A 20,737-nucleotide genomic window follows, 5' to 3' on the forward strand; every position below is an offset into this window, starting at 1 on the left:
TAGCGGCGGTAGCGGTCGTCGAGGTGCTCGAAAGTCCCCTCCCCTCTCACGACCATTCCTCGACGGGAAAGACGGGGACCTTGCTCCAGTCGATCGGCCGCTCATCCTCGATTTGCGCCGGCTCGGCCGCAACCAGCGCGTTTGACGCGGCAGCCTCCAGCGCTCGGTCGCGCCTCTCCGCCAGCTGACGCGCTGCCTTGGTGCGCCTGGTCGCGTCCTCGACTAGTGCGCGCTGGGACTCAATGGTCTCGAAGATCAGCTGCTCGTCGACCAGCGAAAGACCGCGTTCCCGCAGGGCGGTCCGAGCGCGGCGATGTTCGCCAAGTGTGATCGGCGCGCGCCGCAGATCGGCAAAGCGGATCGGCCAGCGCGTACCATCCGGAGCGCGCACGAAAACCCTCGAAAGATCGCGTGGATCGTAGGAAACGCGCAACGCACGATCGAGCCGACCGGCCCATATGCTCAGCACGTCATCCCAGTAGCGGAGACCGAACAGGTGAATGCCGTCACGCCGCACCAGCCGGTCGGCGCTGGGCAGGAAATCGATCGTGAAGCCGGCGAGATCGTGGGGCTGACGCACAGGCCGAACGCGGCGGGCCGCAGCCTCGTGCCATGCCGCAAGCGGCGGAATCCCCAGCGTTCCATGGCGATCGGCGTGGTAGCGCGTGATTTCGAGCGCCATCCACCGCTCCAGTTCATCCAGAGTCATCGTCGCATGGGCGGCGGAATCATAGCTGCCACGCTCGTCGATGTCGCTGAACGTCGTGCCCGGCAGAAGATGGACGGCGCCCATCATGGTGCCGATCAGCCGCTCGATATGGCCGCCATAGTGGGGAGTGGCGATCGGACGATGGATGAGCTCGATGCCATATTCCTCAGCGCCCCGCTGCAGGGCGCGCGACCGGAATTCCTTGGCGTTATCGAGGTGGATGGCATCAGGGAACCCGCAGGCCGGCCACTTCGCATCGATGCCCAGTCCGGCAAGCCACACCTCTTTCGGCTGCACGACATGCTGGATTACGAGTGCGACCGAAACCGTCGACGGCGCCTCGAGCGTCAGGTAGAAGCCCGCGACCATGCGGCTTGCGATGTCGATGGCGAGCGTCAGCAACGGCCGCTGCAGGGGCCGCCGACATCGGCGATCGACGACAATGACATCGACCAGCGTGTGGTCGATCTGGACTACGTTGAACGCGCACTCGGCGGCATATTCTCCCGGAACTGGGTGGAAGCGATCACGCGCTGCCTTCGAGCCTTCCCGTGCCTTGGTCAGTTCGGCGGGGTCTATGACCTCGATCCGCGCCTTCAGCGCATGCCAGGACGGTACGCGCACGCCACGCGAGCGGCAGAGCCCGCGGATCTCCTTGTGCAGTCGATTGATGCTCGGCTTCTGGCGTGTCTTGTAAAAGTCCCGGAGCGCTTCGGCGATTACCGCTTCGGTCTCATCCGGCAACCGGCGGCTGCCCTGTCTCGTGCCGCCCGGGCGCGGCAGCAGCGAACTCGTGACCGGATGCTCCCGATAAGCCCTGATCAGTTCGTAAAGCCGGGTTCGCTTGAGGCCGAGTTCACGGCAAGCCCGGAAGAAATCGGACCGGCCGGGGCAGTCGAGCGAGACCAGTCTGCGGATCACGGCCTCCCTTGCAACCGCCTCATTCCAGGCGGCATCATCAACCGTCTCCTTGTCGGGCCCATGAACCACAGCCACCCTCGCTGTAAAGTTCGTCCGCTCGAATGTTACGAAAAATCCGCTGATTCGGCTAGAATCCGCCAATGAACTCCGAAGATGATTCGCGCCAGATCAGTAACTTGCCGTCCGTTGACCAAACGCGAGCGACAGCCCGAATCGTCGAGCAGAAGCCCGAAAATCGCCTCGCGCGACCCTCCGCACCGCCCCACAGCACGGGGGCGCAGGACGATGCTTTAGGTCTGCGGTCGTCGGCCGGGCTGGAGGCGAAAGCTGCGGACGATTTGCCCGACATCATCGATGTCGTCATGGAGATGGGTCGCGCCCCGGAAGAACTGTCAGCCGAAGCCCCCTCCCCTCTTCCGGCCGTCGCCAATCCGCGCCTGCCGGCGCATCTCGACGCGTTGGCCGATCGCGCGCGCGATTATGTCGAGGCGGCGAGCTCGGCCAACACCCGCCGCGCCTACGCTGCGGACTGGAAGCATTTTTGCGCCTGGGCGCGCCGCCAAGGTCTGGACGTGTTCCCGCCCGATCCGCAGTTGGTCGGCCTCTACATCACCGCCTGCGCCTCAGGAAAGGCGACCGGCGACAAGAAGCCGAACTCCGTATCCACGATCGAGCGGCGCCTCTCCTCGCTGACGTGGAACTATGCACAGCGTGGCCAGCCGCTGGACAGGAAAGACCGGCACATCGCCACCGTCATGGCCGGCATTCGCAACAGCCACGCAAAACCGCCAGTACAGAAGGAAGCCATCCTGCCCGAGAATCTCATGGCCATGCTGGAAACCCTCGATCGGGGTACCCTGCGCGGCTTGCGCGACCGTGCCATGCTGCTTCTCGGCTTTGCCGGCGGGCTGCGTCGTTCCGAAATCGTCGGCCTGGACGTCGGCCGCGACCAAACCGAGGACGGCCGCGGCTGGATCGAGGTCTTCGAAAAAGGCCTGCTCGTCACGTTGCGCGGCAAGACCGGCTGGCGGGAGGTCGAGATCGGCCGGGGCTCGTCCGACACGACCTGCCCGGTCGTGGCGCTGGAGACCTGGCTCAAGCTCGCGCGCATTGCCCACGGGCCGCTGTTCCGAAGGGTGACGGGGCAAGGCAAAAAGGTGGGCAGCGAGCGGCTCAACGACCAGGAGGTGGCACGCCTGGTCAAGCGGGCAGCGCTGGCGGCCGGCGTACGCGGCGATCTTTCCGAGGGCGAACGAGAACAAAAGTTCGCGGGGCATTCGCTGCGCGCCGGGCTTGCCTCGTCGGCCGAGGTCGACGAGCGCTACGTGCAAAAGCAGCTCGGCCACGCCTCCGCCGAGATGACCCGTAGATATCAGCGGCGCCGCGATCGGTTTCGAGTCAATCTCACCAAGGCAAGCGGGCTGTAGGGACAAAAAACCCCCTCCCCTGCCCTTCTCGCACATCTGGTGGGCGAATTCGGCGTGGCGCGCCAGCGGTTCAATAACTAGATAACGCGAGCGCCTTTCACTCTGACGTGGCATTCTCATGAAAAAGATCGGTTTTCTGTCGTTCGGACACTGGACGCCCTCGCCCCAGTCGCAGACACGGTCTGCATCCGATGCACTCCTGCAGTCCATCGATCTGGCCGTTGCTACCGAAGAGCTGGGCGCGGATGGGGCATATTTCCGCGTGCATCACTTCGCCCGCCAGCTTGGCTCGCCGTTCCCGCTGCTGGCGGCGATTGGCGCCAAGACCAGCCGCATCGAGATCGGCACGGCGGTCATCGACATGCGCTACGAGAACCCGCTCTACATGGCCGAAGACGCCGGCGCCGCCGACCTGATCGCCGGAGGGCGTTTGCAACTGGGCATCAGCCGCGGCTCGCCAGAGCAGGTGATCGATGGCTGGCGCTACTTCGGCCACGTTCCGCAAGAGGGCGAGAGCGATGCCGACATGGCCCGGCAGCACACCGACGTGTTCCTCGACGTGCTGCGCGGCAAAGGCTTTGCACAACCCAACCCGCGCCCGATGTTTCCGAACCCGCCTGGCCTGCTGCGTGTCGAACCACATTCGGAGGGCTTGCGTGATCGCATCTGGTGGGGCGCCGCCACCAACGCAACTGCGGAATGGGCAGCAAAACTGGGAATGAACCTGCAGAGCTCCACACTCAAGTTCGACGAGAGCGGAAAACCCTTTCATCTCCAGCAGGCCGATCAGATTCGCGCCTTCCGCGAGGCGTGGAAGGCGGCCGGTCACACGCGCGAGCCGCGGGTCTCCGTCAGCCGCAGCATCTTCGCGTTGGTGGACGATCGCGACCGGGCGTATTTCGGCGGCAACGAGAGCGAAGATCATTTCGGTTACATCGAGCCTGAAAAGCTCGCCGTGTTCGGCCGCTCCTATGCCGCCGAGCCGGACGTCCTTATCGAGCAGTTGAAGGGCGACGAGGCCATCGCCGAGGCTGACACGCTGCTGCTCACCGTCCCCAACCAGCTCGGTGTCGACTACAATGCGCATGTCATCGAGGCGATCCTGACCCACGTCGCCCCGGCCTTGGGTTGGCGCTGACGCCTCCGTCCGAAAGCTCCCTCTGTCCTTCCGCAATTGCTTCATCGCCAGGACAACTGGTCCTTCGGCAGCCGGCCGCTCGGGTCGAATACAGTCACCTTGTGCGGAAGATCCGGACCCCAGTCCCAAAGCACTAGGTTGCGATCTTCTGTCTCGGCACCCGGAGCAAAACTCGGAACCAGAATACCGGCAATGCCTTGAAGCCGCAGTTGGTCATAGATGGACCAGGATGCAGGGCGCTCGCCGTCGCTGAGGACCGTTGCCCAAGCGCAGGCCATGTCCTCGAGCGCGACGGAAAATTCTCCCCTCCCCTGCTCGGTCGTCAGGTCTGCGATGCCCTCGCAATCGACCTCATAGGAGCACAGCACACAGGGGTCGATCCGATGCGCAAAGCCTTGATTGGCTTCTTTGACCGCCGTCATGATGGTGAGCCCCAGATATAGCGCTGGCACACCTTTGGGATTGAAGCGCGCACCCCTGATCGCGGCTCCCTCACCGGAAGTCGGCTTGAAGGCCCAACGCGGATCATGTGCCCTATAGCAGGTTCTGACGAACCTCACGCAAAGCCGCCGAGGGCCATATGATCCAGATAATCGCGAACGGCAGCGGCTTTGCCTTCCTTCACGAGGGCTTCGGCGGTGCGACCACCGAATGCCGGCAGCGGCTGGGCTCGGTACCAGGCCATCGCCTGTTCCTTTCCGCCCGCCCATTCCGTCACGCGACTGATGATCTCGAGCATTTCACGTAGACGCCCCTGGGTCTTTATCGTGCGGCTGCGCTCCAACCGATAGAGGGTTTCGCGGGCAAGGCCGGCCGTCTCGGCCAATTGGCCCTTGGACATTCCAAAGCCGTCCGCCACTTGGTTGATGGCAATTTTCCCGGCCCGGTCCATATAGGACAAAACCAAAGGTTCATTCTGCACGGGTATCTTGAGGGCCTGGCCCATAGGATTCCATCCTGTCATACACATAGTCGCATTTACTGTGCAAAAGATATGACACTCCTCGGCTATTTTCAAGTTCGGAAGCCGATGCGTCTCCAACCGATCGGTTATCTGTATCTTCTACGTTTGTAATTTCGTCTCCGATACGGTTCTCAGGCGCTCCAAATGGCCAAAACACCGCACAACCACTCCTCCCGTCGACCACAGAGCCGGCAAATCGGCTATGCGCGCGTCTCGACAGACGAGCAGGCTACAGAAGCCCAGGAGATGGAGTTGCGGTCCGCCGGATGTGAGACAATCGTCCGGGAGCACGGCTCCGGGGCCTCAAGAGCCCGCCCTGCCCTTGCCAAGATTGTCCGCGAGATCGACGCTGGCGACACGCTTGTCGTCGTTCGGCTCGACCGCCTGGCGCGCTCGGTAAGCCATCTGCTCGATGTCATCGAGGACCTGACGGCAAAAGGTGCGCATTTCCGGTCGCTCAGCGACCCGATCGACACCACGACGCCGCAAGGCATGTTTTCCCTGCAGGTTCTTGGCGCCGTGGCCCAGCTGGAGCGGGCTCTCAACTCCGAACGGACCAAGGCAGGCATCAAAGCCGCCAGAGCAAAAGGCCGGATGCCGGGCAATCCAGGGATCCGCGAACGTCGGCCGGACGCGCTGGCCAAGATGACGGCCGCGCAAAAGGCAGCCTATGGAGCGCGTCTCCAGTCATCCGCGAACCAGTGGCTTCCCATTGTGCGGCGCATGCGACCCGACCACACATGGGACGATATCTCCCGCGTTCTCAGGCAACGTGGTCTCGATTGGACTCCTGAGCGTTTACGGCGCGCGGTGAAATGGATTGTCAGCGAGGGAATGGCCGACAAGTCGCTTCTGAGGAAGTCGCCGCCTCGGCCAGCTGAGGATCGTCTGATGACCCTCGTGGCGGGCATCCATTCCTCCAATCCGGAGCTGACCTTGCGCGAAATCGCCAACCAGCTCGAGCGACTTCGTGAGCGTACGCCCCGTGGCGGTACGAAATGGGCGCCCTCGTCCGTCAAGAACCTCATCGACCGGGCAAAGCGTAGCGGCTTGCTCGAGGCGGCCTGAATACGCAACCGAGGACTGATTTTGTGGCGCCTACGCCGTATAATTCGCGGAGCTCGTTCGTAGCCAGAACAACCCAAACAGTCCGCAAACTCCGGAGCGCGCAGCAGTGGAAGCCATGACCGTCAACAGCCGCGACGATTTCGCCCAATGGGCCATCGAGCGAACCAAGTCGATCCTGACCGAGCAGGGTTCGGAGCTCGCTTCTGCGGCGCGGTGCGGAGACGATGCCCGGATGGGCGAAGCTGCAAATGCCCTTGGCCAATCGATCATCGATGCACTGCTCGAAACTTTTGACGGTCTGATCGACGACGACAGAGACTGACCGAGTTGCCGCCCGCGGAATTCAAATCTATCAATCATCACGATCTGGGCTTGTTCAGCGACCGCAGAAGGGCTTCCGAGACTTCGAGCCGCCCTTCCCCGCTTTCACCGCCGCTTCGCGGTTCGTGGCCGGTTTTCTCCGCCGATTTGTCGGCGTCCAGCTTGGCGCGCAGCAGTGCCATGATCATTGGCCAGGTCGAGAATTTGCCGTCCCTTGCCTTGTCGGTCAGGCTGCGCAGATAGCCGCCGGCGCTGTTGATCTGGTCTGATCGCTGGTAGATCGCGGCAAGGGTGATCGCCGCGTGCTGTTCGCCCATGACCTCGCAGGCGTCCCGCCACGCGCTGGGACTGATTGCCAGCATCGGCCGGGCCAGTTCCGCCGCGGCCAGAAAGTCGCGCCAGTGACGGATTTCCCCGCCTTGCGTCAATTCTCGCAGGTTGGGGCAGGCGTCCAGCACAATGCCCAAAGGCAATTCTCGCTTCGGCAAGCTCCGTACGTTGTCGGTTTCCGCGGCGCTGCCGCCCGCTTCATTCTTATTTCGAGAGCGGTCTTCAGATTCAAATATGGAGTCTGGGTTTGAATTCTGTATGTGGCGACCAGAATGGGACTCATTGGCGTCCGGATTCTGTGTTTTTGCAAATGATTCCAATACCTCGAGGATCTCCGTGTAGAGGCCGTGAAGATCGCAGCAGATATCCTCGATGAGTTGCCTCGGCGCTGAGCGCGGCAAGCGGCAGACGATGGCCTGATAGGTCTGGTAGACCCTGCCCCAATTGCCCGGAACGTTCTCCTCGATGCCAGTCTCGATGAGCTTGACGATATCGCGGCGCAGGAGCGTGAGACGCTCCTTGGCGATCCGAAGGGCGTTCTTCTCGGCCCGGACGGTGTCCGCCAGCTCCTTGAATTCCCCGGCCCGGGCAACGATCGGCGCCAGGTCGAACCCGTAGGCCTGTTCGACTTGACCTCCCCTGCCCTTGCGGGCGAAGCGCTTGCCGTTCGGACTATCTCTGCGGATGATCAGCCCGCAGTCGACCAGGACGGCCAGGTGGCGCCGTAGCGTCGTCGCCGGCATTCCGTTCGCACGGGCCATGAGTTGCTCGTTGGACGGCCAGACGATCAGTTCGCCGTCGCCTGTGAGCTCCGTTTCCGGATGAAACGAGAGCAGCGCGTTGAGAATGGCGAGTGCGCGGTCCGTAGCGCCGATCAGCTCGCGCGCTTCCCGGATCGTCTGGAACACTTTCCATTTCTGGACCTGGGCGCCAGCCGGTGCCGATTTTGCCACAGCCTGGCTTGCCATCATGCCAAGTGACATCGTTCGCCGCCCAAAGGGCGTCGTTGGGGTATGCGTCTGCATTGTCCTTCACCTATTGCTAGGCAAAAGAAACCTGCTCGCCGAATCGGCGCTCAAACCGACCTGAATGGTCTTGACTATGATTCGCGGAAGTGGGATTCTCTCAGTCGCCAAACTTAAAGAGAAGGTCTTCCGGAATTGCCGTTTCGGGGGCCTTTTTCTTTTGCGCTCAATCTCCGTTCGTGGTTGCTCGTTTTTCCCGACGGAAAGCCTCATACAACTCGCTGAGATTTTCCGAGAGGTAGTCACCGAACGCTGCTGCGTCGGTTCCCTTCGCCTTGAGGGCGATGGTGAATTTCTTGCCACTGGCCACCATCTCCGCGGCGATACGCCCATCAGACGGCGCCCAGTTGCGTTTGGATGGCGCCTGCGCGGCACGGCGGCGCGGCTTGGATGCCTTCAGCTTCGTGACGACCGCATCGAACCGCGCTTCGCTTGGCATCCCATGCCAATCGGAACTCAATGCCAGAGCCAGGGCAGTGTCGAGATTGCCCGGCTTGTCGAGGAGGAGCTTGAGCTCATACCAGCGATCACGACCGACAGCCTTCGCGCGGCCGATCGCCTCGAGAAGTTCCTTGGGCATCGAGGCGACAGAGAGCATCTTTGAAAGCGTCGGCCGATCGACACCGATTGCGGCGAGGGCTGTGGCGTTGTCCTCGTCGAATTTCCGCTCAACGATGTCGGCGGCAAACAGTGCTTTCTCGATGAAGGACGTGTTCGCTCGCGCGTTGTTTTCCTGTCCCTGGGCGATCACATGATCGCGCTCGGAGATATCCTTGATGACAGCGCGAAGCTTGAGACCAAGCTCTTTTGCGGCGCGCCAGCGGAGGCGACCGAAGACCAGCATGTAGCGGCCGGGCCGCTGCGGGTGAGGGCGAAGGAGCGCCGGGGAGTTCTGGCCGGAACCACGGATCGACTCCAACACCTGAGCGTAGTCGGCCTCGTAATCTTCCTGATCGACGTTGAGCCGGTCGTTGGCGAAAGATTGGTCCACCAGGTCGGGGTTAACCTCGATTATCGTCTCGCCCTCGAGCAGCTTGCCTGCCTGAGCCGCCATTTCGTCGATCGAGCTTATGAGCGAGCGTGATGCCCCCTTGAAGGTGTAGTCTTGCGCGACCGGGCGCTCGGCGGGAGCGTCGCCGTTGTCCATGATGCTGGCAAAGGGATTTTTCCGCGCCATTTGACTAGCACCCCCTTAAGCGGCTTATGCGCTTGAAACCGTGGGTTTTTTTGGTGGTTTTGACGGCAGTCAACATCACAACCGCCCCCATGCCTGGTGGATCAGTCCCTGAATCTCGAAGTTCACGGCATCCATGCTGTCGATCGCCCGATCATAGGTATCGCGATTGAAGTTCGATCGCTCGACCTCATAGAGCGTCTGCTTGGTGAGGCCGGCGTCAGAAATCGCCGTGGATTTGAGCATTGGGCTTTTCAGAATTTCCTCGGCAAGCATCGACTGCATGAAGCCGACCATCTGTGCCTGGGGAATGTCCGTGGGCTCGTATCGGGTGATGAGATAGCGCAGCCAGTCCAGCTGGACCTTCGCGCCAGCATTCTTGATGGACTTCATGATATTGCCCAGCATCAGCAGAAACTGACTCATAGACATCAGATCCAGCATCTGCGGGTGGACGGTAATCAGAACCGAGGTGGCGGCCGACAGTGCCGACAGCGTCAGATAGCCGAGCTGTGGAGGGCAATCGACGACCACGACGTCGTAGCGCTCACTGACCGAATCCAACGCCCGGGCGACCCTCGTGAAGAACCGCTTTCCTTCCTGAGACGGAGACTGCATGGCAAGCGGAGTCTCGTACTCATATTCCTGCAGCTCCAGGTTCGCCGGGATGATATCGAGCAAGGGGAAGTTCGTCTTGCGGATGACATCTTCGGCCGGGGCGGGGTTGTCGTACCGGATCGCGTCGTAGAGCGAGGGGTTCTTGTCGAGCTCCGGCTGGAAGCCATGGAGGGCTGAAAGCGAAGCCTGCGGATCGAGATCCACCGTCAGGACCCGGTGACCGGTGAGCGCCAAATGCTGCGCGAGGTGCGCCGTGGTGGTGGTCTTTCCCGATCCACCCTTGAAGTTGACGACCGCAATGACCTGCAGCTTCTCGCCAGGTTTGCGGTAGGGCACATACTTCTTGGAATCCGATCGCCCGTGCTTGTCGAGATAGTCCCGAAGCTCGGTCATCTGCTCGGCCGCGTAAAAGCGCCGTCCGCCGGCACCGACGAAAGGCTCAGGACCTTTCTTTTCAAGATGGAGGCGCTTCAGATTGTTCGGACTGATACCAAGATAGTGGGCGACCTCGGCCATCGAGAACCGCCGAAGGGTCTTCTGCCCCTCGGTCGGAAACTTCTCGACGCGCAATTGGTCGAGCTTGCGCGAGATCTCGGCCCCCTGGGCAAGGATCTTGTCGTCAAACTCAAAACTTGGGAGAAATGCCATCTCCGCTTTGTCCCCCAAACGAGAAAATAGCGCCATATTCGACCTTTCGGCCAATCTGGCGCCAGTATGAGCGATTCCCGTTCTCTGGCAAGGGATTTTAGGTTAACGAAACCTTAACGACATGCCCAGGTCCACGCCAACAAGATCACTCAGCGGAGCCTCACAGTCCGGAATCGCGGCGTCGGCGCGTACATTTTCCATCGATTTTTCAATCGCTTAGTTTCTCCGCGGTTGGTCAATCCGCGAGAACCTTCAATGCCACATGCCGCTGGCTCGGTCCATGCAGCACCCTGAGAAGTTTCACAGTGGTGGATGGCGTCAAACCGAGTGAGTGGGCGTGACCGCCGCTCCTTTGGGGCGACTCACCTTCACCCATGAACAGATGACTCTTAGCCGGCTATGCAGCGCCCAGCGTGGTGGCTCAAAATTGCCCAACGCGTGTTTGTCAGGCTGCCACAAGTCCATGGGCCGACGGGAAACGGAAGCAACTAGACAACCCTCCGGTCGATCGTCTTTCCCGTCAGAGAGGCAATTATCACCGACGTGAATCCCTCACGCCCAAACGATTCAGCCAATGAATTGGACGTGGGTACCGGAAGTCGATGACAATCAGACATGGTCGAGCCGAAGCTTCAAGTTGTCCTTCAACGCCGCGATTGCGCTCGCAACGTTGCGCGGTTTTATGTACTCGCGATAGAACCGTCACTGTACGGTGATGCGGCGCTTATGCGCGCGTGGGGGCGGATCGGCTCGCTCGGCCGACAACGCCTTGACCTCTATGCGTCGGCCGCTGAAGCCGGCGAAGCGCTCGAGGCCTGGCTCGCCCGTAGGGTCGGACGGGGCTACACGCCCGTCACTGCCAAGGTCACATTCTAGTCCAGGGGCCCATAATCACGGCAATTGTTGCCGCGGCTACAACGGGCTTGCACAGCAGCATAGGACCGGCATTGTCGATATTCGGCTGACCGAAGGCAGTGTTCTACTCTCTGAGCGGGGACGGCCGGAGTCATTCCGGTTGTCACTCCTGAAATTCCACTCATCTGAAAGACAGTGAAGGCGGTTCCGGGACATTGGGTTCGACATCGGTGAAGAGATTCGGAAACAGCCGTTCCCTGAAATCGAGGGGGAAGGCAATACGTACCGGTGCCTTCGGAGTTTCAGATTTCAGAAAACCGCGCTCGACAAGATCCGACAGCGTGCTCCGTGCCGTGCGCTCGGATGTTTTCAGCACGAAATTGGCTTCACCACGGGGCAACCTGCCGTGCCGCAACACGGCCGCCACCAGATCAGGTGCTCGTTTATCGTCGACGACATCTTTTATTAGGGCGCGGTAGCGAGCATCGAGCCGCCCGAGGTCGAACATTGCGGTCGAGAACCGCACCTGGTCGAGCGCGACTGTAAGGAACCATTCGACGAAATCCTTGAGTGCCGATTCCGAAAGATTTCCTCGTCCATCACGATCGCCTTGTCTGGGACTGTCGGCGTGATCCATCATGCGCTTGTATTCGCCACGATCTTTCAGGCCACGAGCGAGGCCACGAGATATCGACCACAGGCCGTTGCCTCCAATACCGGCCTTGAGCGCCATGGCGTGAGACATCAAGCGACTGACGCGGCCGTTGCCGTCTGGAAACGGGTGAATGTAGTTGAGGCGGTGATGAGCTGACGCAATCGCGATGATCCGCAGGCTGGCCTGCTTTTCGGCCATGGCGAACCGCTTCTGGAAATACTCCATGAAAGCTATCACCCTGTCAGAAGATGGCGGCTGATGGCGCCCGACAGCGACATCATGTTCCGCGGACGTCCGGAACTCGCCGGGTAGGATCTCGGCCTTGGCGCCATCAGGTTTGTCGATGAACCGGAATTCCTCGGGCATCTCGTCGTAGAAGGCGCGATGAACCCACCGAATGAAATCGATCGAAGTCGGGCTCGGCAGCTCGCCGCGCAACCCGAAGCCGTCAATCATCCTCTGAACTTCGACATGGGCCTTCGCCTCGAGGGCGAGGGGACGACGTTCGGGATCTATCTCGGCGCCGGCCAGGGCGCTCTCGATATCTCGAGGTCGTGTGTTGTGGCCTTCGATCAAATTCGAATAGTAAGAATTCATGACTCGTACGAGATCGGCCAATTCGTCAGCCGACTCCGGATGCAGGCCTCGGCCGAGTTCATCGGCGGCCTTCTGCAGCTCGATCGCAAGATCGGCCAGAACGGTCGGCACCGCGTCGTCAAAAAACAGCGGCTCGATGCGGGCAGGGGTTTCAAGCATTCTTTTGCCGATCTCAATGGTGCCTCAACGGATTGCAATGTAAGGCATTGGACGCAATAAGTCAGCACAATTGCCGATATTAGTTGCCGATCTCCCTGCCGATATCGGCCGCCGATCAGGACGCGAAGCCGAATAAGCCTCAAAACAGCCGGGCAGGGTAGGGGGCGACGGCGCCATCGCGGATGACTCTTTTGCCGCCGGCAAGCACAACACGAAGTAGAGGCGGAAAGGCCCTCCCGCGACCGGCCTGGATCAGATCAACTGTTGACGCACTGCAAGCGCGACGGCGTGGGTGACGTTGGTGGCATCGAGCTTCCGCCGAGCATTTTGCAGGTGATACTCGACCGTCCGGACTTTCGTCCCGACGATTTGCGCGATTTCGGACATGCGCTTGCCTTTTGCCATCCAGCTCAGGCAGAGCCTCTCTCTAGGGCTTAACTTGACGGTGACAGCAGGCATTGGCTCGAGCATCCAGCGCCGCGCATAGACATCCACGTGCGATGCAATCGAAGCGGCAAGGAAGGGGCATTCTACCAGGCAATTGTCACACCGGTTCGACGACGCAAGCGTGAATAACACAGTCCGGCCGAACCCGGCCGACACGGGCACAGATATCCCCGATGCGATACCATGATCCCCGGCTTCTCCGAGGAAGCGCACCTGATCCGGCGATAATGCCCGTGCAATGTCGCGTTCGGACCACGCAAAGCAGCGTTCAGAACGGCGGGCTTCCTGCACGACGGGATCGATGCTCGCGTATTTCTTGTTGATATAGTGGCCTTGCCATGCGCGCGGGTACGTCGAAAACGTGTCGATCTCCGGCCCACAAACCGAGAGATAGGCGAACCAGTCAAACCCCAATTGGCCGGCGAACTCCTTCACCGCGGCTTTGACAGGCGCCATCCCATGGGCCGTTTCTAGTGCGTCTCGCAACTGGTCGAAGGCTTTGCTCGGCAACGATCCTCTCCGGGTGTTTTTGTCCTCAATTCGGGTAGTCGCAATTTCGCGTTGCATCGCAATTCAGCCATAAATGCGGCAACGGCCCCTCGGCACTCCCCCCTGTCTATCACGGCGACGACTGTCGATCCCCTGTGACTTTTCACAGCTGGTGGTGCGCGGCCGTACGGGATTCAAGAGACCGCAATTCAATGGGTTAAGGATTGGGTCATGCGCGTCGTCGCCATTTGCCGTACGAGGGCTACAAGTAGTGAGCAACGTCTGCTCGAGCGCATGCACGAACTGCGCGCAAGGGTCTTCAAACACAGGTTAGACTGGGACGTCCACGTAGAGCACAACCAGGAAAAGGACGAGTACGACCGGCTCGATCCGACCTATCTCGTGCTCGTCGGCAACGATGGTCACGTGATCGGTTGCGCCCGCCTCCTTTCGTCCACCGGACCGACGATGCTCGGTCAGATATTTCCGTTTCTGGCGGGCGCTGCTCGCATGCCCCAATCGAGCCGCGTCGTCGAGAGCTCGCGCTTTTGCATCGACACCGAACGCAGCGAAATCGTCTCCGCGAGCGGACTGCGCGACGCCACGCATACCTTGTTCGCCGGCATCATTGAATGGTCGATGGCCAATGGGTACGACCGGATCGTCACGGTGACGGACGTTCGGTTTGAGCGCATTCTCAGCCGAGCGAAGTGGCCACTGGAGCGGCTCGGGTCTCCACATCCTATTGGCAATACCATTGCTGTCGCGGGCCTCTTATCTGCCGACGAACCCAGTCTCGAGCTGGTGCGGCCGTCGAGCTACGTCTCCCTCTTCCCGGCCGCTGTGGAAGCCGCGGCCTGACCAAAGCAGCCGGGCAGGAGGGCGGTTCATGAGCGAGTCGAAACGACGGCTGATCCTCGGTCTGCAGGACGCACTTGGCGCCACGGTCACGACAGCGCTCCATGACCCCGACGTTGTGGAGGTCATGCTCAACCCCGACGGCAATCTATTTATCGAGCGGGTAGGGCAGGGGATAGCGGCGGCGGGGCGGATGGCCTCCCATGACGCCGAGACCGTCATCGGCAAAGTCGCCCACGCCCTCAAGACCGAAGTCGACCAGGACCGACCGATTATTTCCGGGGAATTGCCCCTTGGCGGACATCGCTTTGAGGGGATTTTGCCACCGGCCGCGCCTGCGCCGATGTTCACGATCCGCAAGCGCGCGTCGATGCTGATCCGCCTCGATCAGTATGTCGCCGACGGCATCATGACGCCCGAGCAGGTTGATGTGATCCGCGATTCGATCGTGAACCGGCTCAATATCGTAGTGTCGGGAGGCACTGGAACGGGCAAGACCACGCTCACCAATGCAATCCTGGCGGAGCTGGTCGAGACGACGCCGGAGCACCGGCTGGTGATCCTGGAAGACACTGCCGAGATCCAGTGCGCGGCGGAAAATCATGTGATCCTGCACACCACAGACACGGTCGATATGGGCCGTCTATTGAAGTCGACGATGCGGCTGCGTCCGGATCGCATCATCGTGGGCGAGGTTCGCGACGGCGCTGCCCTCACTCTCTTGAAGGCATGGAACACCGGCCATCCGGGCGGCATCGCGACGGTTCACTCGAACTCGGCCGGCGCCGCTCTTACCCGTCTTGAACAGCTCGTTGCCGAAGTCAGCTCCCAGCCTATGCCGGAAGTCATCGGAGAGGCGGTCGACCTGATCGTCTCGATCGAGCGCGCGCCCGGCGGGCGAACCGTTCGCGAGATCCTGAAGGTCGAAGGCTTTCGCGACGGGCGATACCTCACCTCGCCGGTCGGCGCGTCGAAATCCGAATCCATCCAGGGAAGAAATCTTCATGTCGTCTAAGAAGGCTTTCACGCTCCTGCTCGGCCTCGCGGCCGCATCGCTCGTCATGATCGAACCGGCGCTCGCCAGCGGCGGGGGAGGGGGCCTGCCCTGGGAAGGGCCTCTGGAACAGATTCAGGAATCCATCACCGGCCCGGTCGCTGGCGCTATCGCGCTCGCCGCGGTCGCCATTGCCGGCGGCATGTTGATCTTCGGCGGCGAGTTGAACGATTTTGCGCGGAGGCTCTGCTACATCGTACTCGTCGCCGGCATCCTGCTCGGTGCAACGCAAATCGTCGGCCTGTTCGGCTCCAGCGGTTCGTCCATCGGCGTCCCGCTGGAGGCGCACGAACAAGAGCCGGTGGTTGCCCCGCATGGCTGAAAGGGAAAGCCGGCTGGCGACGGCGCGGATACACCGTGCCCTTTCGCGTCCGACGCTGCTCTTTGGGGCTGACCGTGAGCTCGTGCTTCTGACCGGGCTCGCCGCGGTCATTCTCGTCTTCGTCATCCTGACGACCGTATCGGCGCTGCTCGGCACGGTCATCTGGATCGTGGTTGTCGGGCTACTGCGCATGATGGCGAAAGCCGATCCCCTGATGCGCCGCGTCTACCTGCGCCACATCAGATACCGCCCCTACTACCGGCCGACCTCCACGCCCTGGCGGACGTTCTGACTTATGGTTGCACTCAAGCGATTTCGTCATTCCGGCCCGTCCTTCTCCGACCTGCTGCCCTATGCGGCCCTGATCGATAACGGCACGCTCTTGCTCAAGGACGGGAGCCTGATGGCCGGCTGGTATTTCGCCGGTCCGGATAACGAAAGCTCGACCGATTTCGAGCGCAACGAGGTCAGCCGCCAGATCAATGCCATTCTCGCCCGGCTCGGATCGGGCTGGATGATCCAGGTCGAGGCCGTGCGCGTGCCGGCGACGGCCTATCCGGCCCGGGACAACTGCCATTTCCCCGACAAGGTAAGTGCGCTGATCGATGAGGAACGGCGCAAGCGTTTTGAGGCGGCGGACGGGCACTATGAGAGCCAGCACGCCATCATCCTGACCTATCGCGAACCGGAGAAGCGCAAGTCCGGCCTCGTCAAATATGTCTATTCCGACGATGAGTCCCGCGCGACCACCTTTGCCGATCGCGCGCTCGATCACTTCCGGCGTTCGATCCGCGAGTTCGAGCAATATATGGGAAACGTCGTCTCGATCCGCCGCATGGTTACACAGGAGACCGAGGAACGCGGCGGAACCCGTACCGCCAAATATGACGATCTGCTGCAGTTCGCCCGCTTCTGCATTGTCGGCGAAAACCATCCGGTCCGCCTGCCCGACATTCCGATGTATCTCGATTTCGTCGTCACGGCCGAATTCCATCACGGTCTCTCGCCGCTGGTCGACAACCGCTATCTGGCGGTCGTGGCGATAGACGGCTTTCCGGCCGAGAGCTGGCCAGGGATTCTCAATTCTCTGGACCTGATGCCGCTCACCTATCGCTGGTCGAGCCGCTTCGTCTTTCTCGATCCGATCGAGGCCCGCCAAAGGCTCGAGCGCACGCGCAAGAAGTGGCTGCAGAAGGTCCGGCCATTCATGGACCAGCTTTTCCAGACCAATTCGGGGGCGATCGATCAGGACGCTGCGCTGATGGTGGCGGAGACGGAAGACGCCATTGCCGAGGCAAATTCGCAGCTTGTCGCCTATGGCTACTATACGCCGGTCATTATCATGTTCGACGACGACGAGGCGCGCCTTCGCGAAAAGACCGAAGGCGTGCGCCGGCTGATCCAGGCCGAAGGCTTTGCCGCTCGCATCGAAACGCTGAACGTCACCGAGGCGTTCCTTGGGAGTCTGCCCGGCAACTGGTACGCCAACATCCGCGAACCGCTGATCAATACCCGCAACCTTGCCGATCTGGTGCCGCTCAACTCGGTCTGGTCGGGCTCACCGGTTGCGCCGTGCCCGTTCTATCCCGACGGCTCGCCGCCGCTGATGCAGGTCGCAAGCGGATCATCGCCGTTCCGCCTGAACCTCCATTCCGGCGACGTGGGTCATACCCTGATCTTCGGTCCGACCGGATCGGGCAAGTCGACCCTTCTGGCGCTGATCGCGGCACAGTTTCGCCGTTACCGGCAAGCACAGCTCTTCGCTTTCGACAAGGGCAAGTCGATGTACCCGCTGACGGTGGCTGTTGGCGGCGATCACTACGATGTTGGAGCAGGGGAGGCGCTGACCTTCTGCCCGCTTTCCCAACTGGACGACGATGGCGACAAGGCCTGGGCGGCCGGATGGCTGGAAACCCTTGTCGAGCTGCAGGGTGTGAAAGTCACCCCCGATCATCGCAACGCGATCGCCAGACAGATCGCGCTCATGGCCGCCTCGACGCGCCGGTCGCTCTCCGATTTCGTGTCGGGTGTGCAGATGCGGGAGATCAAGGACGCGCTGCGTCATTACACAGTCGACGGTCCCATGGGGCATCTGCTCGATGCCGAGGAGGATGGCCTGACCCTCTCGGATTTCCAGACGTTCGAGATCGAGGAATTGATGAACCTCGGCGACCGCAATCTCGTGCCGGTCCTGCTCTACCTGTTCCGTCGCATCGAAAAGCGCCTGACCGGCGCCCCCAGCCTCATCATCCTCGATGAGGCCTGGCTGATGCTCGGCCATCCAGCGTTCCGCGAGAAGATCCGCGAATGGCTGAAGGTGCTGCGCAAGGCCAATTGCGCCGTCGTTCTGGCAACGCAGTCGATTTCTGACGCGGAAAAGTCCGGCATCATCGACGTGCTCAAGGAAAGCTGCCCGACCAAGATTTGCCTGCCCAATGGCGCGGCACGCGAAAGCGGCACACGCGAGTTCTATGAGCGTATTGGCTTCAATGAGCGGCAAATCGAGATCGTCGCAACCGCTCTTCCGAAGCGCGAATACTACGTCGCTTCGCCTGACGGGCGGCGTCTGTTCGACATGGCCCTCGGGCCAATCACCCTGTCTTTCGTCGGCGCGTCCGGAAAGGACGACATCAAGCGCATCGATGAGCTGCGCGTCCACCACGGCGACGAATGGCCCGTCCACTGGCTCAAGCAAAGAGGTATCGAAAATGCCGAAGCTCTTCTTGCCTAGTTCTCTCGCAAGCGTCCTGATCGCTGTCAGCCTTGCCGCGCCAGCCCAAGCCAGCGGGGCGCTCACCGGCGCGACCGAGTTTACGCAGATCCTCAACAATGGGGAACTGATCGCGCTCGGCGGACAGAACGCCGAGCAGATCGCAAATCAGGTGACGCAGATCTCCAACCAGGTGGAGCAGATCGCAAACCAGATTCGCATCTACGAGAACATGCTGCAGAACACCATGCAGCTTCCCGATCATGTGTGGGGGCAGGCTCAACAGGACCTCGCCAACCTGCAAGGCATCGTGCAGCAGGGGCAGGGCATGGCGTTCTCGATGGGCAACCTTGACGATGTGCTCAAGCAGCGCTTCCAGAGCTATACCGATTTCCAGAACGGTCTTCCGAACGGGCAGGATTTCTCGTCGAGCTATCAGTCCTGGTCGGACACCAACCGTGACACCATCGGTGGAACACTGGCGGCGGCTGGCCTCACGGCCGATCAGTTTGCGACCGAAGAATCCACCATGGCGCAACTGCGCTCCCAATCGGAGTCCGCCGATGGCCAGATGAAGGCGTTGCAGGTCGGGCATCAGATCGCGACGCAGCAGGTCGAGCAGATGCAGAAGCTTCGCGGCCTCGTCTCCCAGCAGATGACCATGATGGGCACCTGGTATCAGTCGGAGCAGGCTGAAAAGGATCTCGCTCAGGCTCGCCGCGACGCATTTTTCGGCTCTACCGCTCCGTCCACCTCCGGCGGCCAACAAATGCAGCCTCGGTGGTGACCCCATGGCAACGCTCAAACTCCCCGTCGTCGTCGCGATCGCGATCGTTGCCGCCCTTGCGGGCGGCGCGGCATCCTATGTGTTCATCCCGAACGCCGATCCGGAAATGAAGGCGCTCCTCGAGCGCCAGGTCGAACTTGCCGAGCAGGAAGCGGCGGCACGCGAGGAAGCCGCCGAGCGGGCAAAGGACTTTTTCAACGCAAATCCCGACGACTACCCCACGTCGGGAGGCCAGCAGATGGCGCCCCGCTGGGGCGACAACTGAGTCATGCGCGCTTCGATGCTTTTGAGATTGGCTGGGCTGATGATCGCCGGGCTTGCCATGGTCGATCCGGCCTTTGCGCAGGACGGTTCGATCCTGACCGATCTCGAAAACCAGGTCGCCAGCGCATCGCAGGGCTGGCAGGACACCGTCATCGATGCGGCAACCTCGCTGTTCTGGATACTGGCCGGCATAGAAGTGGGTATCGCGGCGATCTGGCTCGCGATCCAGGCGCCATCGCTCGACACATGGTTTGCAGAGCTTGTGCGGAGAATTCTCTTCATCGGCTTCTTCCTCTTTGTTCTGCAGCAGGGTCCGGCCTTGGCCAAGTCGGTTGTCGATAGCCTGTTCCAGATCGGCGCGGATGGCGGTTCGGCTTCGCCGGCCGACGTCTTCAATGCCGGCGTCAAAGTGGCATCCGAACTCTCGGAAAACGCCCGGTTCGGCCTTTGGGAGGACAATGCCCTCGCCATGGCCTCGGTCTTCGCGATGATCGTCGTTGTCATCAGCTTTGCCCTCGTAGCGGCGATCTTCGTGGCCGTGCTGGTCGAAATGTATGTCGGTCTGCTCGCCGGCATGATCATGCTTGGCCTTGGTGGCTCGTCCTTTACCAAGGATTTCGCAGTCCGCTACCTCGTTTACGCCTTCTCAGTCGGCATGAAGCTGATGGGCCTCGTGATGATCGCGCGCATCGGCTCCGAGGTGCTAATCGGCCTTTCGAACGATACGGCTTCCGACGATCAATTCCTCACTACCCTGACGATCGCGGGCATTTCGGTCGTCGTCTTCATGATCTCCATGTACGTGCCGAACATCATTCAGGGCGTCGTCCAGGGCGTTTCCGTCGGCAACGGCATGGAAGCCATCCGCAGCGGTGTCCAGGTTGCCGGGTTCGCGGCGGTCGGTGCTGGCATGGCGGCCGGCGGCGCCGGCGTCGTCAAAGGTGGGATGGCTGCCGCCTCGGCGGCATCGCAAGCCGGCGCATCGCGTGGCGCGGCTGCAATGGCCGGGTTGAAAGCCGCGGGTGGCGCGGTCGGCTCCGCGGCGACCGACAAGTTGATGGGCATCCCCGGCGCCAAGATGGGTTCGACCCTCGGCCTTGCCAACGACAAGCTGCGCCAAGGCACCAATCCGGGCACCAGTTCCAGAAGTTCAAACAAAAAGATGGACGCCGACTCGTGAGGTCGGCCGGCCGTATC

21 protein-coding genes are annotated in these 20,737 nt (G+C 61.5%); 13 read left to right on the forward strand and 8 right to left on the reverse strand.

Annotation, left to right across the window (positions count from 1 at the left end; all coding sequences use genetic code 11):
- Window positions 1–46: 46 nt before the first annotated feature.
- Window positions 47–1,771 (reverse strand): TnsB C-terminal domain-containing protein, encoded by a 1,725-nt coding sequence (locus tag ACSF9G_RS22680; protein WP_436644418.1) that lies wholly within the window; start codon window positions 1,769–1,771, stop codon window positions 47–49.
- A gap of 221 nt (window positions 1,772–1,992) precedes the next feature.
- Between ACSF9G_RS22680 and ACSF9G_RS22685 the strand changes: the two genes are divergently transcribed.
- Both ACSF9G_RS22685 and ACSF9G_RS22690 read left to right on the forward strand, forming a co-directional pair.
- Window positions 1,993–3,057 (forward strand): site-specific integrase, encoded by a 1,065-nt coding sequence (locus tag ACSF9G_RS22685; RefSeq protein ID WP_154386606.1) that lies wholly within the window; start codon window positions 1,993–1,995, stop codon window positions 3,055–3,057.
- Window positions 3,058–3,175: 118 nt separating this feature from the next.
- Entirely contained in the window at window positions 3,176–4,195 is a 1,020-nt protein-coding gene (locus tag ACSF9G_RS22690; protein ID WP_154386547.1) for an LLM class flavin-dependent oxidoreductase, read from the forward strand.
- Window positions 4,196–4,236: 41 nt separating this feature from the next.
- Here ACSF9G_RS22690 and ACSF9G_RS22695 read toward each other — a convergent pair whose 3' ends face one another.
- Both ACSF9G_RS22695 and ACSF9G_RS22700 read right to left on the reverse strand, forming a co-directional pair.
- Window positions 4,237–4,755 (reverse strand): RES family NAD+ phosphorylase, encoded by a 519-nt coding sequence (locus ACSF9G_RS22695; protein WP_185910482.1) that lies wholly within the window; start codon window positions 4,753–4,755, stop codon window positions 4,237–4,239.
- Window positions 4,752–5,141 (reverse strand): MbcA/ParS/Xre antitoxin family protein, encoded by a 390-nt coding sequence (locus ACSF9G_RS22700; protein WP_154386548.1) that lies wholly within the window; start codon window positions 5,139–5,141, stop codon window positions 4,752–4,754. Before ACSF9G_RS22700 ends, ACSF9G_RS22695 begins: the two co-directional genes overlap by 4 nt.
- A 162-nt stretch (window positions 5,142–5,303) precedes the next feature.
- On the opposite strand from ACSF9G_RS22700, the gene ACSF9G_RS22705 reads away from it, so the two are divergent.
- Window positions 5,304–6,227 (forward strand): recombinase family protein, encoded by a 924-nt coding sequence (locus ACSF9G_RS22705; RefSeq protein WP_154386549.1) that lies wholly within the window; start codon window positions 5,304–5,306, stop codon window positions 6,225–6,227.
- A 115-nt stretch (window positions 6,228–6,342) separates the two neighbouring features.
- Entirely contained in the window at window positions 6,343–6,549 is a 207-nt protein-coding gene (locus ACSF9G_RS22710; protein WP_154386550.1) for a hypothetical protein, read from the forward strand.
- 37 nt (window positions 6,550–6,586) lie between these two features.
- Here the strand turns inward: ACSF9G_RS22710 and repC are convergent, their stop codons facing one another.
- The 3 genes from repC to repA form a co-directional block, all read right to left on the reverse strand.
- A complete protein-coding gene (gene repC, locus ACSF9G_RS22715) occupies window positions 6,587–7,903 on the reverse strand; it encodes a plasmid replication protein RepC (protein WP_154386551.1) in 1,317 nt (438 codons plus the stop codon).
- Between the two features lie 166 nt (window positions 7,904–8,069).
- Window positions 8,070–9,080, reverse strand: a complete 1,011-nt coding sequence (repB, locus tag ACSF9G_RS22720; protein ID WP_154386552.1) for a plasmid partitioning protein RepB — start codon at window positions 9,078–9,080, stop codon at window positions 8,070–8,072.
- 75 nt (window positions 9,081–9,155) lie between these two features.
- Complete coding sequence (gene repA, locus ACSF9G_RS22725; RefSeq protein WP_436644419.1) at window positions 9,156–10,379, reverse strand: plasmid partitioning protein RepA; 1,224 nt, start codon at window positions 10,377–10,379, stop codon at window positions 9,156–9,158.
- A gap of 579 nt (window positions 10,380–10,958) precedes the next feature.
- Between repA and ACSF9G_RS22730 the strand changes: the two genes are divergently transcribed.
- Window positions 10,959–11,219, forward strand: a complete 261-nt coding sequence (locus tag ACSF9G_RS22730) for a WGR domain-containing protein (RefSeq protein WP_154386554.1) — start codon at window positions 10,959–10,961, stop codon at window positions 11,217–11,219.
- Window positions 11,220–11,379: 160 nt separating this feature from the next.
- On the opposite strand, the gene ACSF9G_RS22735 is transcribed toward ACSF9G_RS22730, so the two are convergent.
- Complete coding sequence (locus ACSF9G_RS22735) at window positions 11,380–12,609, reverse strand: Fic family protein (protein WP_154386555.1); 1,230 nt, start codon at window positions 12,607–12,609, stop codon at window positions 11,380–11,382.
- 252 nt (window positions 12,610–12,861) lie between these two features.
- The gene (locus tag ACSF9G_RS22740) at window positions 12,862–13,566 is read right to left on the reverse strand and encodes an autoinducer binding domain-containing protein (protein ID WP_185910480.1); all 705 of its coding nucleotides are present in this window, start codon (window positions 13,564–13,566) and stop codon (window positions 12,862–12,864) included.
- Between the two features lie 210 nt (window positions 13,567–13,776).
- Here ACSF9G_RS22740 and traI point away from each other — a divergent pair, with 210 nt between their 5' ends.
- The 8 genes from traI to trbL are packed head-to-tail and all read left to right on the forward strand — an operon-like array spanning window position 13,777 to window position 20,720.
- The gene (gene traI / locus ACSF9G_RS22745) at window positions 13,777–14,406 is read left to right on the forward strand and encodes an acyl-homoserine-lactone synthase (RefSeq protein WP_154386557.1); all 630 of its coding nucleotides are present in this window, start codon (window positions 13,777–13,779) and stop codon (window positions 14,404–14,406) included.
- 28 nt (window positions 14,407–14,434) lie between these two features.
- The gene (gene trbB / locus ACSF9G_RS22750; RefSeq protein ID WP_154386558.1) at window positions 14,435–15,418 is read left to right on the forward strand and encodes a P-type conjugative transfer ATPase TrbB; all 984 of its coding nucleotides are present in this window, start codon (window positions 14,435–14,437) and stop codon (window positions 15,416–15,418) included.
- Window positions 15,408–15,779 carry a TrbC/VirB2 family protein gene (locus ACSF9G_RS22755; RefSeq protein ID WP_154386559.1) on the forward strand — a complete coding sequence of 124 codons (372 nt, stop codon included), beginning with the start codon at window positions 15,408–15,410 and terminating at the stop codon, window positions 15,777–15,779. The genes trbB and ACSF9G_RS22755 overlap by 11 nt, the downstream gene beginning before the upstream one ends.
- The gene (locus ACSF9G_RS22760) at window positions 15,772–16,071 is read left to right on the forward strand and encodes a conjugal transfer protein TrbD (protein ID WP_154386560.1); all 300 of its coding nucleotides are present in this window, start codon (window positions 15,772–15,774) and stop codon (window positions 16,069–16,071) included. Before ACSF9G_RS22755 ends, ACSF9G_RS22760 begins: the two co-directional genes overlap by 8 nt.
- Before the next feature lie 3 nt (window positions 16,072–16,074).
- Window positions 16,075–18,510: a conjugal transfer protein TrbE gene (locus ACSF9G_RS22765; RefSeq protein WP_154386561.1), complete on the forward strand. Its 2,436-nt coding sequence runs from the start codon at window positions 16,075–16,077 to the stop codon at window positions 18,508–18,510.
- Window positions 18,488–19,276 (forward strand): P-type conjugative transfer protein TrbJ, encoded by a 789-nt coding sequence (gene trbJ, locus ACSF9G_RS22770; protein ID WP_154386562.1) that lies wholly within the window; start codon window positions 18,488–18,490, stop codon window positions 19,274–19,276. The genes ACSF9G_RS22765 and trbJ overlap by 23 nt, the downstream gene beginning before the upstream one ends.
- 4 nt (window positions 19,277–19,280) lie before the next feature.
- Entirely contained in the window at window positions 19,281–19,541 is a 261-nt protein-coding gene (locus ACSF9G_RS22775) for a DUF2749 domain-containing protein (protein ID WP_154386563.1), read from the forward strand.
- A gap of 3 nt (window positions 19,542–19,544) precedes the next feature.
- Entirely contained in the window at window positions 19,545–20,720 is a 1,176-nt protein-coding gene (gene trbL / locus ACSF9G_RS22780) for a P-type conjugative transfer protein TrbL (RefSeq protein WP_154386564.1), read from the forward strand.
- Window positions 20,721–20,737 lie beyond the last annotated feature (17 nt).

Origin of the sequence: Microbaculum mangrovi, from assembly GCF_051390635.1 — a bacterium.
GTDB lineage: Bacteria > Pseudomonadota > Alphaproteobacteria > Rhizobiales > Tepidamorphaceae > Microbaculum.